Genomic DNA, 16,640 nt, shown 5'->3' with positions numbered 1-16,640 from the left:
TTTTCTATGGATTCCCATAGCACTCTAAGCCTTAACGCGGTTAGACGTCACCACCTACTCCTGTTCAGCGGCAATCTGTTAGGATGAGTTCACCGGATGACCATCCCCGCTTCACAGCACCAGCGGGTCTCTGGCGATAGTTCATCCAGCTACTATTTCCCCTACGATCAAAATATTAATTGTATTCTAACTTTCTCACCCGTAATTTGCAAGCGGGAAACGAAATTAACCCAAGATTTGTTTCAATTCGTCAACCTTATCCAGGTGTTCCCATGGCAGGTCAACGTCGGTCCGACCAAAATGGCCGTACGCAGCAGTCTGCTTGTAGATTGGCCGCTTCAGGTCCAGCATTTCAATAATTCCGGCCGGGCGAAGATCAAAGACTTTCCGAACCGCGGCAATTAATTCCGCTTCACTCTTGGTACCAGTGCCAAAGGTGTCAATCGAAATCGAGACTGGTTCGGCCACCCCAATTGCGTAGGCGACTTGGATTTCCAGCTTCTTAGCGTAACCAGCGGCAACCAAATTTTTGGCAATGTACCGGGCCGCGTAACTAGCAGAACGGTCCACCTTCGTCGCGTCCTTACCGGAAAAAGCTCCACCACCGTGGTGAGCGGCCCCGCCGTAAGTATCAACGATGACCTTCCGCCCAGTCAAACCGGCATCCCCCTGCGGACCACCGATTACAAAGCGGCCGGTCGGGTTGATGAAGTACTTGGTTTGATCATCAAGCAGTTCAGCAGGAATCACTGCCTTGATCACTTGCTCCTTAACGTCTTGCCGAATTTGTTCCAGCGTCGCTTCAGGATCATGCTGGGTACTCAGTACCACGGTGTCTACCCGGAGCGGCTTCCCTTCGTCATCATATTCAACGGTCACTTCGGCCTTCGCATCCGGCCGCAGGTAAGAGATTACCCCTTCCTTCCGGAGCTTGGCAATCCGCTGCATCAGCTTGTGACTGAGCATTAAGGTCAGCGGCATATATTCCGGCGTTTCATCGGTTGCGTAGCCAAACATCAGCCCCTGGTCACCAGCACCAATCTTGTCAAGCGGATCACTGTCACCAGTCCGCGTTTCCAGTGAGTCATCAACCCCCTGAGCAATATCTGGTGATTGCTCATCCAAGGCGGTGATTACTGCACAGTTATCAGCATCAAAGCCATACTTGCCATCGGTATAGCCAATCTTGCGGATGGTGTCCCGAACGACCTTTTGGATATTAACGTAGCCCTTGGTTGAGACTTCGCCAAACACCAAGACCAGACCGGTCGTCACTGAGGTTTCCACCGCAGCCCGCGCATCTGGATCCTCTTTTAGCAGGGCGTCTAAAATGGCGTCACTGATTTGGTCAGCAATTTTATCCGGGTGTCCTTCAGAAACTGATTCTGATGTGAAGAGGTGTTTTTCTGTCATCTTTATTAATTCCCCCATATTCTAGTCGAAACTCTAACAGTAGTTTTGTAGTTGCGGTTACAAGGCATCTTCACAATTAAGTGAATCCTATCGGGAATTTGCTTCATAACGAGGATAATACTATCACAAAGTAACATTAATAATCAATTAGGGATCTATTAAAGACGGGCATTCACCAGCCCGACCGCCGTCATAAATGAGTACACAGTCGTTGGCCCCACAAAGGCCAAACCATCTTTTTTCATCTGGCGGGCCATCTGCCGTGACAAACTTGTCTGGGCCGGCAACGGTTCACCTGACTTTAAAATGAGGCGCTGTGGCTGGTAATCGACGAACTGCCAAACATAGTCGTCAAAACTCTGCCCAGCTGCAGCAAGTTTCTGAATCACCCGGGCGTTATTTATCGTGGCTTCGATTTTACGCCGGTTGCGGATAATCCCTGAATCACCCAGCAGCCTGGCGCGGTCCCGGTCATCAAATTCAGCAACGGCCGCAATTTGAAAATCGTGGAACGCCCTCTCAAATGCAGCGCGACGCTGCCAAATCGTCGTCCAGCTCAGACCGGCTTGAAACGCTTCTAGGCTCAGCATTTCAAAGAGGAAGCGGTCATCATGAACCGGAAAGCCCCAGTAATGATCGTAATAATCCTGCATGGCAACCGAACTATTTGCCCAGTCGGGACGGATAATAGCCATATTCTGTCCTCCTAAGATAATAAAAGTCAGGAGGCCGGGAAATTCTCCCAGCCTCTTTGCTAATTTAACGATAATACCACTGACGGTGGTTGGCTAGCTACGCGCCAGCAGGAACTGCGAACCAGACAAGCTGGTCCAGCCCGCTCACGACTCCCTCATAGTTTAAATACGGGGCTAACCTTACTTTGCACCTTGCTTTTTAGTGTTCTTCAGCATTACTGCCAAAATCAGGCCCACCAGTTCAATTACCACCATCATGATAAAAACCAGGTGGTAGCCATGAAGGTTCGCTGCTAATGGCTTGCTACCAGCACTCAGGGCGTGTTCGCTCGCCACGGTCAAAACAATTGTCGCTACGGCAACCCCCGCTGATCCCAGAACCTGACGAACCGTGGTAATCACGGCCGTCCCGTGAGGAACCAGCTTGTCGGGCAGGGAATTGGCTCCCAGGGTGACCGCTGGCATCATTACAAAGGCGTTTCCCCCTTCAATGATCATCGCGCACAGAATCATTGCCACGAGACTCAGCCGACTCAGCATGGTTAAGCCAACCAGCCAGCCGCAGATAATCATGACCATCCCCACCAGCATCGTCGGCTTAAAGCCGATCCTATCAGCTAATTTTCCTGACAATGGGTTAAGGATACTCAGGAAGACCGCTCCCGGAACCAACGCCATCCCGGAAACAAAGGGACTGACGTGCAATACTCCCTGGTAATAAAGGGGGAAGATAATGGTTGTAACAATCAAGGCAATGTAGGAGATCGATGTCAGCAACACCGCTAGATCGTAATTGAAGGTCTTTAAGACCCGCAGTTCCAGCAACGGTTCCGCCAAGTGCAATTGCCGGTAGCAGAACCAAATAATTGCCGCCACGCTGACGACCAGGATAAGGCCATTAAGAAGCCAGTTGACGTCCTTCTTGGCCGCCAAATTGACCACGTACATAATCCCAATCAGGCCAACCGATAAGATAACGGACAGCCAGTCCAGAACTGTTTCGTGCCGGGGCATGACGTCCCTAATTAGACCAGTTCCCGCCATCACCATAATTAAGGTGATAACAATCATAAAGAAGGCAAAGAGGCTCTTCCAGTCAAAGAATTTCAGGATAATTCCCGAGACAATCGGTCCGCAGGCAAGGGCTGATCCCATCACCAGGCCAGCGATTCCCATGGTCGTCCCCCGGTTATCCTTGGGCGTGATTTCCAAGAGCACCGACTGGTATGATGGAAAGAGGACCCCCACCGCGAAGGCTTCCAGCGCCCGACCAACCATCATAAACCAAAAACCGTTGCTCCCCCAACTTGCCGGGGTCAGGACAATCATCAGCGAGCCGACATCAAACAGCCCCAAGGCAACGACAAACATCGTCTTAAAGTTTAAGTTATTCAGCATCCAGGGACTGATCGGCATGCTGACACACATCACCAGCATGAAGCCAGTCGTCAGCCACTGGACAGTATCGGCTGAAATACCAAACGCCCGCATCAGCGTCGGGTACGCCGTCGACAGTGATGACTGACTAATTGACATCGTAAAAGTTCCCACTAACAAGGTAAAGATAAACCAAAACCGACTGTAAGGCCGGCCGTGTTGGTCAATACTCTTTTCCATCTAACTCGCTCCCTTTTTAGAACTATTATTATTTGCTAGTTATCAATTATATATTTTGAATCTCTCCTTGTAAATGGTATAATATTGATAGATTAAAACTATTTTAAATTAAGAAAGGAGAATTGCTCATGGCAGAAGCTGAATTGGACCGGGCACTGGAAATGCTACGAAAGCACAAGGTTCGCCTCACCCCCCAGCGGAAAACAATTTTGGAATACCTTATCAGCCACCATACCCACCCCAGTGTGGAAATGATCTATGCGGACTTAAAAGATCAGGTCGACAATATCAGCATGGCGACGGTCTACAACACGATTAAACTCTTCGTCGACTACAATTTGGTCATTGAATTAAAAAATGGTGATGGCAGTACCCATTACGACTACTTTGGCCGCCCCCACTACCACGTTGTCTGCGATAACTGTGGCAAGATTACGGACGTTTTCGATGAACATTTTTCTGAAATCACCAAAGAGCTTTCCACGATGACCCGGGAAAAAACGCATTATCTCGTGACTGGAAGCAACATTGAAATTCACGGCTTATGCCCCGACTGCCAGCGCAAGCTTCATTTAAATCAGACCTTATAGGAACAGAGGCTGGGAATTAACTCAGTCTCTTTACTGTTTTAAAAATAAAAAATAACGCGCCCCCCTTCCTACAGGACTTGCTGCGCGTCGAAAGACAAACGCCCCACGATTTGGGGCGCTCCCACTCCCACGCTCATTCCTTTTTATTTTTAAACTGAAATCAGCGGTCGGGCCACTCCCCGCCGCTGATTGATCAGTTTATTTAATTTTTGTCCGGGCCGGCTGACTTAGCGAGGCTACCCCCAAAACGGCAAACCAGGCCAGGGTAAAGAGCAACGCAATCAGCGTCTGCTTTTCAAAACACAACACGACCATCACAAAGGCGAGAAATACCAGGACCAGCCAGTCCGTAAACGGAGCCCCCGGCATCTTGAACTGCCGGTCGGTCGGGTGCAGCTTGATAAAGCGCAGGTGGGCACCAATAATCGCTGCCCAGATAAAAAGAAAGCTGGTCGTTGCAATACTGGAAACCAGGGTGAAGACTTCCCCTGGCATCGTTAAGTTAAGCACCGCTGCTAGGGCGATGACCGCCGTGGAAAAAGCCACGGCCCGGGCCGGTACCCGGTGCTTTGAGAGGCGGGAAAGGCTCCGAATTGCCGGCCGGTGAGCGTTAGACGTCAGCTCCGCCAGCATCCGGCCGGTGGTGTAAATGGAACTGTTGCAGGCGGATGCTGCCGCGGTAATTACCACAAAGTTAACCACGCTCGCTGCCCCACGTAAACCCGCATCACGAAAGACCAGGACAAAGGGGCTGTTAGTTGGCGACAGCCGGTTCCAAGGGTAAATACACATAATTACCGCCAACGCACCGATATAAAAGAGCAGGATCCGGATGGGAATACCGTTGATGGCCTTTGGAATTACCTGGCGCGGCTTTTCCGCTTCTGCCGCTGTGACCCCCACCATTTCAATCCCAACAAAGGCGAAGACAACCATCTGAAAGGACATTACGAACCCCTTCCACCCGGTCGCAAAGAAGCCGTTATAGGCGACCAGGTTTCCCGGCGACGCCACGTAGCCTCCCCGGGAGCGGAACTGAATGATCATCATAAAAATCCCCACAGCAATCAAGACCAGGATAGCGACAATCTTAATCAAGGCAAACCAGAACTCAATTTCACCAAATATATTAACGGTAATCAGGTTGAGGCAGAGAAAAATCAGGAGCGTAATCAGCCCAGGAACCCATTGGGGAAGGTCGGGCAGCCAGATTTGAATGTAAAGCCCAATTGCTGTGATTTCAGCCATTGCCAGTGCCAGCCAGCACGCCCAATAGGCCCAACCAGTAATAAAACTGATCCGGTTGCCCAGGTAGTCCCGAATTGCTTCCATAAAGGAACGGTATTTGAGGTTTGCCATCAATAGCTCCCCTAGGGCCCGCATAATGCCAAAGCAGACAATCCCCGTAATTAGGTAGGCTAACAGGATCGCCGGGCCTGCCATCCGAATAGCCTTTCCAGATCCCAGGAACAGTCCGGTCCCAATTGTTCCGCCCAGCGCCATCAACTGAATGTGCCGACTCTTGAGACTCCTCTTCATCCGCTGTTGCTTATTCATATTTGCTAACTCTCCTATGGTTCGTATTTAGAGTTTACCGCGCCCTAATTTTTGATCCGTAAATTGTAAACCTTCATTGTATACCTAATTACTGCTCCAGTACAACTCGGCTCATCTTTATTCACCTTGGGTAAACAAATCCGCCGCAAGCGGCGAAAGTCTGGTAAACTTAGGGACGAGGTGAGAGAAAATGATTTCAAATGAACAACGTGCGCACGACATCGCGGTAGCCCTCGTGCAAGCCAATGCGAAGGACTTAGAACCCCTCGAGGCATATCATCGCTATGTCAACTACCTGGTGCCCTTGCTAAAGGAAATTGACAAGGATTTCCCCCACGGTATCCGGGAACACCTGGGACAGCATGAAGAATAGTGAATCGGAGGCTGGAAATTAACTCAGTCTCTTTACTGTTTTAAAGGAGATAAAAATGCCTCAGCGCAGTAGCTGGCTGCGCGGTGACGGGGGTGGGACAGCGAACTAGCTGAGCTAATTCTGTCCTCCTTCCATTTTTTATTTATAAGATATTTGTTTTAAAATATTATTTAGTTTATGATTAGAGAGTGTCAAAAATGCTGTGTAAAAAAGGAGGAGTTAGATGAACAATCAAATCACACTAGCGTATTTAGATCATGATGATCTAGATGCTTTACAAGTTGTAAGTGTTGTCAGTTTTTATGAATCGTTTATCGATGGCGCAGATCCACTTGATATGCAAGAATATTTACAGACACAATTGACAACTGAAATATTGGCAGTAGAATTGGCACAGTCAACCAGTAAATTTATTGGTATTAAGGATCATCAAATACTCGTTGGTTATATGAAAGTCAATGATGAAAAAGATGCTATAGAGATTCAACGGCTCTATCTGCTCAAAGATTATCAAAACAAAGGGTTAGGGCAACGGTTACTCGATGAAGCGAATCGTTATGCTAAAACTAAACAAAAACGTTATTTACGTTTGGCTGTTTATGAAAAAAATCATGCAGCTATTCGTTTTTATGAACGTTATGGATTTAAAAAAATCGGGATCAAACATTTTCTTTTAGGAAAACAAGATCGTATTTGTCCGATTTTAGAAAAAGAAATCTAAAAAAACGTCCTCACTTTTGATGCTGAGGACGTTTTTTTTAGACTGGTAATGGAACCATAATTCGCTTTCCTTATTTGATAAATCGCTAATTCCGTCACACCTTTTGCTTTTAACAGAGCAAAAAGATCATCGAAATGGAAACGGAAATGTTCAAGGTAATGCCCATCTGATCCAACACTAAACAAGGTACCACCACGTGAAAGATATAAATCGATGACATATTCATATAACGCTAAATTGTCATACAAGTAAGCGCTCTTAGCATTTAATTCGAATGCCAATTTATTTTTGATTACTTGATCTAGAATCGGTAAAAACTGCGCTTCATATTGTTTAAATTCAGCAACGGATAGACCAAATACCCGAAAACCATAGTCAAAATGAGCAAAGACATCTGCTTCTATAACAACTAGTGCTTCTGAAAGTTGTGTAAAATACTGAGGAATCACAATAGCAGGATCCATATCTTTGACTTCGTCATCTAAATAATCATATTGACCATTATGATGCACACTGAGTAATTTTAAATCGTAATCTTTATCGGCTAAATAGTCGATGATCCGATCCTTTTCAGAAGCGATGCAACCGATTTCGATGCCTTTTAAAACACGATTGCCAAAACGCCTATTTAAGCTATCGATTGTTTGACTGTACATTTCATAATCGGGGATATCATCGACTTTAGTAACAGGATTGGCTAAGTCAAAATGTTCAGTTATCACGACGTAACCATCGTAGTTTGTTGATTTACCAACATGTTTAGACATTTTCCTCTAGGAAAAAATCAACTAGCACCACGGGTGAAATATGTGATATATTAAAAGTAAGATAATTATATATATTTTATGAGTTTAGGGGTGAACAAATATGATTTCTAAAAATAATCATCAATTTTACCAACAGAAGAATGTTGAAAAGAAGCAACGTTGGGGATTACGGAAGTTATCTGTAGGAGTAGCATCAGTATTGTTGGGGACAACTTTTATGCTACATAGCAACCATGCGGTATCAGCCGATACTATTGCTAGTGGTGCAACACCAAGTACCACGACTTCAACGGGCAATACGGGTACTGGAGGTCAAACATATCCGTTGCAGCCTAGTGGAGATAGTAACGCTACAACCGATAACGGCAAGGATCAAAAGGTAACTTCGCCTCAGCCTGCTCTAGTACAAAAAAATGTTACTCCGACTGCATCAACTGATGCAGTAGCTGATTACACACCGGCAACTCCGACTACTGATAAAGCAGGGGTGACTACAGGAGTTTACAACAACCCACTGGTTACATCTTCCGACTGGATTAAAATGACACATGGTGATGCTATTGGTTACTACACTGCTAAAGGCAAAGATGGTAAAACATATGTAACAGGATATGTGGCTGCCAAAGGTAATTCACAATCAATCTTTAATGTCGACCAAATTGATTTAAATAGCTTAGAATTCCACTTGCTTTATCACAATGGTGACAAAGAAGTTAGCTCCGGACTTTGGTTTAGCTTTGCTGATGGTAAGACATTGAAAGTGGATACTAGTCGTCTTGGTTCCGACGGTATTCAATTAAAGAGTAGTCAGCAAGGTCAGTCCTATAAATGGGCCATTCATGGAGTTGGTGACGGAGGCAACTATTATAATAGTTGGGCAGAATATCTCAAGGCTCACAACAATGTAGGAGACCAGGCCACTGAGATTTCTATGACATGGGTTGCTCTCAAGCCAGATGATACGATTGAATTCGTTATCCCAGTTAAGTATACCGGTCAGCTGTCTGCCACAACCCCATCCTTAACTTTCGCTCCACATATTAACGACTATGGTAATGGTTTCACTCAAAACTGGTCAACTCTTTACTTTACAACTGTGAAGAAGGACTTAAGTGAGGTTAAGCAGGTAGTCTTGCTTCCGACTGAGTTCATGGGGGAACAATCTGGTGAATCAGACTGGAAGCTCGTTAAGGAAATTTCCAAAGATATGCCAAATGGGTGGGATGCCTTTAAAATTAGCAACTTCCCAACCTATAAGGGATCATTCAATATGGATTCACTACCAAAAGGGGACTTACCATCGGTTGTTTATGGCACTGCGCAATACTTTATTGACCTAAGCAAAATTCAAGAAATTTTTGCTAACCATGGTTACACGGTCAAGTATGCTACCAACAACGGTAAAGCTCAGGAAATGCCATTCTATGCATACTCCACCATACCACTGGCAAAACGTGTTGATGATGATAAACCTGTCTCTAATGACCCATCTATCTGGGTAATCCACGTCCAAGCTGTGCCTGCTATTATTTTAGATAAGGATCAACACTATGTGGCAGATCCGAATGCTAAGCCATGGGACCCCACTTCAATGATTGATGAGATTTATGCTGCTGATGACGCAGGGCAACAGCGGAAGACGCGCGATCAACTAGAAAAGTTACCAAAGACGGACGTGGATATTAGTTATGAATACCAAGCTCCAGGGGCTGCTACGGCCGTTGCGGTTGATAAGGTCGATTTGACTAAGGCGGGGGTATACACTGTCACTTACAGTCATACTTATGCTAATAATCAAGTAGTTAAGGATAGTCGCAAGGTTTATGTCTATGATGTTAAGAAGGACATTACTCGAACAATTATTGTCCACGCGCCAAACGGAACTGACCAAACAGTTAAACAAACAGCAACATTGACACGGGAAGTGATTCGTGATGCAACTACTGGGGAAATCAAATCTGTGGGTAAATGGTCTACTGCTAAGTGGGAAGCATACTCAGCTCCAAAATTTGAGGGTTATACTCCAGACAAAGCTCAAGTTGATGAAACTACTGTGAACGAGAACACTCCGGATACAACTGTTGAGATTAGCTATACAGCTAATGAGACCCCAGCTCAACCAGATCACAGCAAGGACAAAGATAAGGATCAAGGACAAAAACCACAGACTCCAGCCTCAAATGAGAATGGAAAGCATGACCAAGCAACTGGTGAAAATACTCAGCCTAGTGGTTCAACCACTAAGACTGAGGCGCCAGTTACTGCTAATAAAGTAGCTAAGAAGCTTCCACAAACTGGTGAAAAAGAAAACCAACTTGGGCTCTTAGGTGTTGTACTTGCAGCTCTTGGGGTCTTTGGCTTCGGTTGGAAGAAGCGGGAACATGAATAGAATATTGATTTTACTAAATGAATAAGTTAGTCTTAAATAAGGTTATAATCTTTTTCGTTACTGATAACTAATTTAATGGCTCTACACCATTTAGTGTTGGTTTAACAAAATAATGAAATTGACACTAAATTGGTATAGTTTTTATGAGTTGCATGCCTTCGGTATGTGACTCTTTTATTTTACGGTAATTTGATGATTGATAATCAAGTAGATGCGAGTTTTAAAAGTTGTGAAGTTGCGATAGCCAAAAGCAATGCGCTTAATAAGTTTAATGCGGTTGTTAAAACCTTCGGTTTGTCCATTTGAAAAAGGCAGATTTCAAGAAACAACTTGAACGAATTTAATGACGTAAATTAAGCAAGAAGATCTCGATTGGTGTATGCCAGTTAAGACATTTAAGTGGTCGGGAATTCAGATACCAATTAATTTGAACTAGCTTGTGATCGCTTAACTCTTCAATAGCTTGGCCTTTGGGAATAAAGCGCCGTAAAACTCGGTTACGGTTCTCATTACTACCGCGTTCATGTGGTAAATAAGCATGGGCAAAATAAACCGGAGTACCAGTTAGCTGCTCAATTGCCTGGTAGTTAGCGAACTCTTTACCATGGTCTACGGTAAGCGTTTTGAGCTTGCCTTGAAGTTGACTAGCTAGTTCAAGTACGGCTTGAGTCATAGACTGACTGTCGCGACCATGGAGCCGTTTAACAATTGTCAGGCGACTCTTACGCTCCACAAAAGTAGCTACAGCTTGACCTTTACGTTTGCCAGAAAGTACGGTATCAGCTTCAAAGTGGCCGAATTCCTGTCGAGTTTCGATTTTATGAGGACGCTCCTCAATTGAGCGGCCGTGACTGAACGTACCACGCTTTTCTTTAGCGCGATGGCGACGTATTCCATGATCAGGCAAATCAGATAACTGCACATCAAGCCATTTTTGATCAATCCAGTTATAAACCGTCTTGTAGGCAATCCCAACCACATGGGCAACTTGTTCAGGGGACCATTTCTGGGTTTGAATCTTTTCCTCAATCAAGTGTTTAAGGTTTTTAGTGAGCGAAGACTTCCGCCCCCGTTGACTAACCTTTTGTTCAAAGTCAGTTTGCGCTAGCTCAGCCTGGTACTCACTATTTAGCCGGTGAAGTTCGTTAAAGATGGTGGTCTTACTAAAGCCTAAGTAGTTAGCGATGTATCGCAAGGAACGTCCTTTATTATGAAGCGTTTCAATGACAACGCGGTGCTGGAATGATAAAATAGTGGTGCCCATCAAGGTCCTTCTTTCTAATGGAATGTTGAGGTAACACCATTAAAGACCTTGATGGGCTTTTCTGTCCACTTAAATGTTCAACTTAAATTTTACAATCTGCCACATGATAAAAAATACATCTTTATTTCAGGAGTGACTATGCTAAAATGGGTTTGATTATTTTAAACCACAAGGGGTAACTCAGAATGACAATTAAAAAATTCCTGCTGCTAATCACCGGGATCGCCACGCTCTTCTTGCTGGCACTCCCCGGAACTGCTAGTGCCGCTTCCCATATGCGGACGCCAATCAACTATCTCAAGTCTTCCGAGACCATCCCCTACCCAGATATTAACAAACTGAAGGATCCCTGGATCAAGGTCAGCATTGCTAAAAACCGGGTCTACATCATGGATGGTCACCGGTGTGTCTACACTATGTACGCCAGCGCGGGCAAGTATGAAAGCAAGCATGGCAAACGCGTCAGTGCTACGCCGACCGGAACCTTTGCCATTCAAGACGACCGGGGTGCGAGCTTCTACAATGCCGCGGTCAAGTGTGGCGCTAACAACTATGTCTCCTGGCATGATAACGGGGCCTACCTCTTTCACAGCGTTCCAACCGATAAGGACGGTCACTACATCAAGTCGGAGGCGGCCAAGCTAGGCAAGCAAACCGCTTCGCACGGCTGTGTCCGGCTCTCAGTGCCTGACTCCAAATGGATGATGAGTGTCCCTGCCGGCACGAAAGTCGTCGTCCAGGAAAACTAGGCCGGTTCTCAAAGTCAGCGCGAGGCTCTAACGCTGATTGCAGTACAAACGGTGATTCTACACAGCCCACGTAATTTAACTACAGGGCCACGTAACAAGCAGTCTTCCACCTGATAAAACCGGCTGACCGCCTCCTAATTGGAGATGGTCAGCCGGTTTTGCTATTCCCAAGGTTTATCAATCGTAATGGCTACTAACGCTTCCTGCTGGTGGCCCCGGTTGGCTGCCCGCTGTTCGCGACGCCGTTCGTAACCGGCGACCAGTGCCCTCTGCTCGTTATTTTCTGGGAGCACTTCGTCATACTTCACCTGTTCTGCCGGATCCTGGATCACATAGGTCATAAAACAGGTAAAGCCTAAAAAGCGTTCCCCAGTCCGGAGGTGTTCACCGATCACTTTAACAAACACCTCTAAGGAACGGTGCCCGATCCCGGTGACGTACGCCTCCATGCACATTGAATCCTGCAGGCGGAAGGGTTTTAAGAACTGAACATGGTCCATTGCCGCAGTAACCACCGTTGCCCGGGTAACCCGCATCGCCGCCACCGATGCTTCCCCGTCTACCAACTCTAAGATCCGCCCGCCGAACACCGTGCCGTGTTCGTTCAAGTCGGCATTGAAGACTCGGTGAATCGAAACTGATAGTGTTTGCTTACAATTTATCTTCATCATCTGAAACCCCTTACATAATTTATTACTACCTATTTTACCACAACGGGATAAATATTAGATTTTTCTCACCAATCGATTAAAAGTAGCTTATAATAGGAGCAAGGCTATAAGAAAGGATTGAGATAAATGGCTAAGCAAGAAAAAGTTCAAACCCCATCGCTGTACGTCAACACCGATGCAGGAGTCGCGTTGTTAAACCTAAGTCAAGCATACTATAAGGATACCTATTCACTGGTTAACAGTGACGAATTGTTGGAAATCATTAAGCTCTACCTTGATTCCAAGAATCCCGAGTATGATGATGACGCTTTTGATAACGCCACCCCAACCCAGTATGTAAGTGTCCTCAAGAAAATCCTAATCGATGATGATAGCGCCTTTGATAAGTATGACCCGAAAGACATTCTGGCCAGTGTTGAAGAATTGTATTCCTTCTACCGGTCACTATTACGGGTAACAGTCATCAATTACAACAACAGCAAGATCGCCGGGAACGAATTTAAGATGATTGATAGCCACCTCAACGACCTGGTTCGGGAAGCCTACCGGGTCGTTGAAGAAAAGCTACAGGGCTACCCTAACCAGACTTACCGGCAGGTCAACGCTGGTTCCAACGCGTCAATGCTCGTTCAAACTCACGACTGGCCAATTCCAGAAGGCTACGACCAGCTCCGTGACATTGACTTCATCGACACCGTCATGCTCCGGCCGCCAATGATGATGCACACCAAGAGCAATAAGCGGGAGGGTGTCTTCTCCGCGGTCGATGAAAATCCTATCAAACGGTTCCATGGGCAAAAGGGACAGTGGTACTGCTACCCGGCCAAGATCGGTGAAAGCCTGGCCTATATCTACTTCAACGTGGACTACCTGGTCAACGGGATTGCCCTTTCCAACCTCTTCCAGCTGGCCCGCCCCGATGAAGTACAGGGCCAAAAGCCCGACCTAATCCTCCTCTTCGGCCTGAAAGAAACCGAAGGGATGGTTTCCCACTACTACCACGACACTGCTAACGATATCTGGGTCGGCGAAGTGCCATACACGGACAAGACCACCTACTTCGGCTACATGAAGAAGATGTGTCTGACCCTGCACAACCTACACCAGATTTACAGCGGTCGCTTACCAATCCACGGTTCCATGCTCCGGGTTCGCTTCACTAACGGCAAGGAAAAGAACGTGGTCTTCTTTGGCGATTCCGGCGCCGGCAAGTCCGAATCAATCGAAGCCATGCAGGAAATTGCTGACGACAAGATTGTTGACATGGAGACCATTTTTGATGACATGGGCAGCTTTGCAATCGGTGAAGACGGCAAGGTTTACGCCCAGGGAACAGAAACCGGGGCCTTTGTCCGGCTCGATGACCTGTCCAGCGCGGTCGCCTTTAACAACATGGACCGCGGGGTTTACCTCAATCCTGAACTTTCCAACGCCCGGGTCATCATCCCTGCCGATGCTTATGAAAACATCATCAAGCACCACCCAATCGACATGTGGGTTTACGCTAACAACTACGATGACAAGGTTGGTATCCACCGCTTTGACAACGAAGACGAAGCCAAGAAAGTCTTCGTTGCCGGTAAACGGAAGGCCTTGGGGACGACTGACGAGGTCGGCATGAGCACCACCTTCTTTGCTAATCCATTTGGCCCGGTTCAAGAGGAAGAAAAGACGAAGCCGATTATCGACAAGATCTTCAATAAACTTTTCAACAACGGCGTCTACGTCGGTGAAGTCTACACCCACCTGGGGAACGACAAGTCCAAGGAAGCTCTGCAGGAGTCTGCACGGGAGCTGCTCGACGTCTTGATGAACAACTAATTGATAGCTAATAATGTAACTTCGTCGTCCCACCTCCGCAAGGATGGCTAGGTTGGTCAACCGCTGATAAATCAGCGGTTGAACTGCCAGCCAGCTACTGCGCTGTGGCAGTGTTAACTTTAAAATAGCAAAGAGGTTGGATTTATTCCCAGCCTCTTTTTCTCACTTCTTCAATTACAAAGACAATGTAAGCAAGGTCTCCAGTTCGGTTTTACCAGAATTGGAGGCCTTGTTGCGTATCACATCTTCACTTTTTATTCCAATGCTCCTGCCGGAACTGGTCCCGACCAGCCGCTTCCTCGGCCGCAAACCGCTCCGGATTCTTCTTATAAAACTGCTGGTGGTAGTCTTCTGCCAGGTAAAAGGGCTGGGCCGGCTCAATCCGGGTGACGATTGGGTCTGCGAACCGGCCACTCGCCGCCAACCGTTTCTTGGAAGCCTCTGCAATCCGGCGCTGGTCCTGATTCTTAACAAAGATTACCGGCCGGTAGTTATCACCACGGTCCTGAAACTGTCCCATGGCGTCCGTCGGATCTGTTTGCTGCCAGTAGATTTCGACCAGGTCCGCGTAAGAAACGACTGTCGGATCAAAGGTAATGCGCACCGCCTCCGTATGCCCGGTTGCCCCCGACTTGACCTGCTCGTAGGTCGGATTGGGCACGTGGCCGCCGGTATAACCGGACTCGACCTTCTCGATTCCCGGGTAGGTATCAAAGGGTTGAACCATGCACCAGAAGCACCCGCCCGCAAAGATTGCTGTGTCTACACTCATTTGCATTTCCTCCTTCATAGCTTAGTTCCGGCCAAAGATCGGCCATGCCGCTACCTGACTGCCCTTGTAAGTCTTTTGGATAACCTGCCTAGTGGCCTCAGTCTGGTAGGCATCAACGATTTTCTTATAGGTCGGGTTGTCCTTATCCTTGACCTGAACTGCAATAATGTTGACGTACGGCCGGGCCTGCTTGTTGACCGGCTCCAGGTAGAGGGCATCCTTCTTTGGTTGCAGGTTTGCCGCCACCGCGTAGTTGCCGTTAATGATTGACGCATCCACAGAAGTCAGCGCCCGGGCCGTTTCCGCGGGATCGACCTCCTTGAACTTCAGCTTTTTCGGGTTGGCCGTGATGTCACTGAGCGACGGCCTGATTCCGCTGTTGCCCTTGACCTTGATCAGCCCCGCCGACTGCAGGAGGTTCAGCCCCCGTCCTAGGGTCGTCGGTTCATTTGGGATTGCAATTGTCGCGCCATCCGGCAGGTTCTTTAAGCCCGAGTACTTTTTCGAGTAGATTCCCAGAGGCGAAATCACCGTATTGCCGATACTGGTCAAATGGGCGTGCTGACTTTTATTATAAGAGTCAAAGTAATAGCGGGTCAGGCAGGAGTGCAGATCAATCTTGCCTTCCTTCAACGCCACGTCTGGTTGGACGTAATCGTTGAAGGTCACGTACTTAATCTCGATGTGCTCCTTTTTCAGCCGGGCCCGGACGTTGTCCCAAACCGGTTCGGAATCGGTGCCAACTAACCCCAGCCGGACCGTCTTGGTAGCTGCCAGCTGGTGGCGCTGATAAACGAGGCGGCCAAGTCCGCCCAGCACTAACAGGACAACAATAATTCCAATAATCCAATTGCGGCGCTGCCGCCGTTTTCTTCTCTGCATTTGCACTTCCTCCTTAATATAAAAAAACGTCCCGAAAAGCAGTTCAACTCTGCTCTTCGGGACGTCGCTGTTCTAACGTGTTACCACCCGGATTTAACTGGACCTCACAGCCCACTCCTCATTGAGTACTAACATACTCAGACCTGATATCGAGGTCACCCCGCACGGTTGCTTGCTACCTGACTCACCACCGTGAACCGCTCCAAGACCATCTTCACTATCCTTAACCGGACGGGCTCCCACCTTCCTCCGCTCTCTGGACCAGTTTCTTAAATAGTTACTCATCTTTTCTCAGCGTTTTATAATTTGATTGTCATTATCATATAACAAACCTTTAGGCGGGTCAACTCTTTTTAAAC

General features: G+C 47.1%; 14 protein-coding genes, 2 pseudogenes, 1 riboswitch and 1 other annotated feature (1 of these 18 only partly in view). Of the genes and pseudogenes, 6 read left to right on the top strand and 10 right to left on the bottom strand.

The genetic code is table 11. The features are described 5' to 3' along the window. Window positions 1–177, bottom strand: a binding site (T-box leader) (it extends 35 nt beyond the left edge of the window). A gap of 48 nt (window positions 178–225) precedes the next feature. The 3 genes from metK to N4599_RS09495 form a co-directional block, all read right to left on the bottom strand. Beyond that, window positions 226–1,413, bottom strand: a complete 1,188-nt coding sequence (metK, locus tag N4599_RS09505) for a methionine adenosyltransferase (RefSeq protein ID WP_191364160.1) — start codon at window positions 1,411–1,413, stop codon at window positions 226–228. Next, window positions 1,414–1,522, bottom strand: a riboswitch (SMK box riboswitch). It lies immediately after the preceding gene. 49 nt (window positions 1,523–1,571) lie between these two features. Then, on the bottom strand, window positions 1,572–2,108 hold the full coding sequence (locus N4599_RS09500) for a DNA-3-methyladenine glycosylase I (protein WP_260899452.1): 537 nt from the start codon (window positions 2,106–2,108) through the stop codon (window positions 1,572–1,574). Between the two features lie 180 nt (window positions 2,109–2,288). Beyond that, window positions 2,289–3,725, bottom strand: coding sequence for an MFS transporter (locus N4599_RS09495; protein ID WP_260899448.1), 1,437 nt, complete (start codon window positions 3,723–3,725; stop codon window positions 2,289–2,291). Window positions 3,726–3,853: 128 nt separating this feature from the next. Here N4599_RS09495 and N4599_RS09490 point away from each other — a divergent pair, with 128 nt between their 5' ends. Next, window positions 3,854–4,315 (top strand): Fur family transcriptional regulator, encoded by a 462-nt coding sequence (locus N4599_RS09490; protein WP_003713856.1) that lies wholly within the window; start codon window positions 3,854–3,856, stop codon window positions 4,313–4,315. Window positions 4,316–4,513: 198 nt separating this feature from the next. On the opposite strand, the gene N4599_RS09485 is transcribed toward N4599_RS09490, so the two are convergent. Next, window positions 4,514–5,872: an amino acid permease gene (locus N4599_RS09485; RefSeq protein ID WP_260899414.1), complete on the bottom strand. Its 1,359-nt coding sequence runs from the start codon at window positions 5,870–5,872 to the stop codon at window positions 4,514–4,516. A 190-nt stretch (window positions 5,873–6,062) separates the two neighbouring features. Between N4599_RS09485 and N4599_RS09480 the strand changes: the two genes are divergently transcribed. Further along, window positions 6,063–6,245: a hypothetical protein gene (locus N4599_RS09480; RefSeq protein ID WP_191364163.1), complete on the top strand. Its 183-nt coding sequence runs from the start codon at window positions 6,063–6,065 to the stop codon at window positions 6,243–6,245. 223 nt (window positions 6,246–6,468) lie between these two features. Beyond that, window positions 6,469–6,966 carry a GNAT family N-acetyltransferase gene (locus N4599_RS09475; RefSeq protein ID WP_260899394.1) on the top strand — a complete coding sequence of 166 codons (498 nt, stop codon included), beginning with the start codon at window positions 6,469–6,471 and terminating at the stop codon, window positions 6,964–6,966. A gap of 37 nt (window positions 6,967–7,003) precedes the next feature. On the opposite strand, the pseudogene N4599_RS09470 reads toward N4599_RS09475, so the two are convergent. Next, a pseudogene (locus N4599_RS09470) lies at window positions 7,004–7,688 on the bottom strand (PHP domain-containing protein). A gap of 145 nt (window positions 7,689–7,833) precedes the next feature. Between N4599_RS09470 and N4599_RS09465 the strand changes: the two are divergent. Then, a complete protein-coding gene (locus N4599_RS09465) occupies window positions 7,834–10,122 on the top strand; it encodes a mucin-binding protein (RefSeq protein ID WP_260899385.1) in 2,289 nt (762 codons plus the stop codon). A gap of 174 nt (window positions 10,123–10,296) precedes the next feature. Here N4599_RS09465 and N4599_RS09460 read toward each other — a convergent pair. Both N4599_RS09460 and N4599_RS09455 read right to left on the bottom strand, forming a co-directional pair. Beyond that, window positions 10,297–10,437, bottom strand: a pseudogene (locus tag N4599_RS09460) (transposase); the annotation flags it as partial. 25 nt (window positions 10,438–10,462) lie between these two features. Next, window positions 10,463–11,386, bottom strand: a complete 924-nt coding sequence (locus N4599_RS09455; RefSeq protein ID WP_260899373.1) for an IS30 family transposase — start codon at window positions 11,384–11,386, stop codon at window positions 10,463–10,465. A gap of 185 nt (window positions 11,387–11,571) precedes the next feature. Between N4599_RS09455 and N4599_RS09450 the strand changes: the two genes are divergently transcribed. Continuing rightward, the gene (locus N4599_RS09450) at window positions 11,572–12,135 is read left to right on the top strand and encodes a L,D-transpeptidase (RefSeq protein ID WP_191364212.1); all 564 of its coding nucleotides are present in this window, start codon (window positions 11,572–11,574) and stop codon (window positions 12,133–12,135) included. A 161-nt stretch (window positions 12,136–12,296) separates the two neighbouring features. On the opposite strand, the gene N4599_RS09445 is transcribed toward N4599_RS09450, so the two are convergent. Next, window positions 12,297–12,806 carry an acyl-CoA thioesterase gene (locus N4599_RS09445; RefSeq protein WP_191364211.1) on the bottom strand — a complete coding sequence of 170 codons (510 nt, stop codon included), beginning with the start codon at window positions 12,804–12,806 and terminating at the stop codon, window positions 12,297–12,299. Window positions 12,807–12,932: 126 nt separating this feature from the next. Here N4599_RS09445 and N4599_RS09440 point away from each other — a divergent pair, with 126 nt between their 5' ends. Next, window positions 12,933–14,627 (top strand): phosphoenolpyruvate carboxykinase (ATP), encoded by a 1,695-nt coding sequence (locus N4599_RS09440; protein WP_260899353.1) that lies wholly within the window; start codon window positions 12,933–12,935, stop codon window positions 14,625–14,627. 247 nt (window positions 14,628–14,874) lie between these two features. On the opposite strand, the gene msrA is transcribed toward N4599_RS09440, so the two are convergent. Together msrA and N4599_RS09430 are read right to left on the bottom strand one after the other, a co-directional pair. Then, window positions 14,875–15,399 (bottom strand): peptide-methionine (S)-S-oxide reductase MsrA, encoded by a 525-nt coding sequence (gene msrA / locus N4599_RS09435; protein WP_191364209.1) that lies wholly within the window; start codon window positions 15,397–15,399, stop codon window positions 14,875–14,877. Window positions 15,400–15,420: 21 nt separating this feature from the next. Then, entirely contained in the window at window positions 15,421–16,281 is an 861-nt protein-coding gene (locus N4599_RS09430) for a MetQ/NlpA family ABC transporter substrate-binding protein (protein ID WP_191364208.1), read from the bottom strand. Between the last annotated feature and the right edge of the window lie 359 nt (window positions 16,282–16,640).

The sequence above is a fragment of the Limosilactobacillus oris genome, from assembly GCF_025311495.1.
Taxonomy (GTDB): domain Bacteria; phylum Bacillota; class Bacilli; order Lactobacillales; family Lactobacillaceae; genus Limosilactobacillus; species Limosilactobacillus oris_A.
This window is presented reverse-complemented; position numbering and strand designations above follow the sequence as displayed.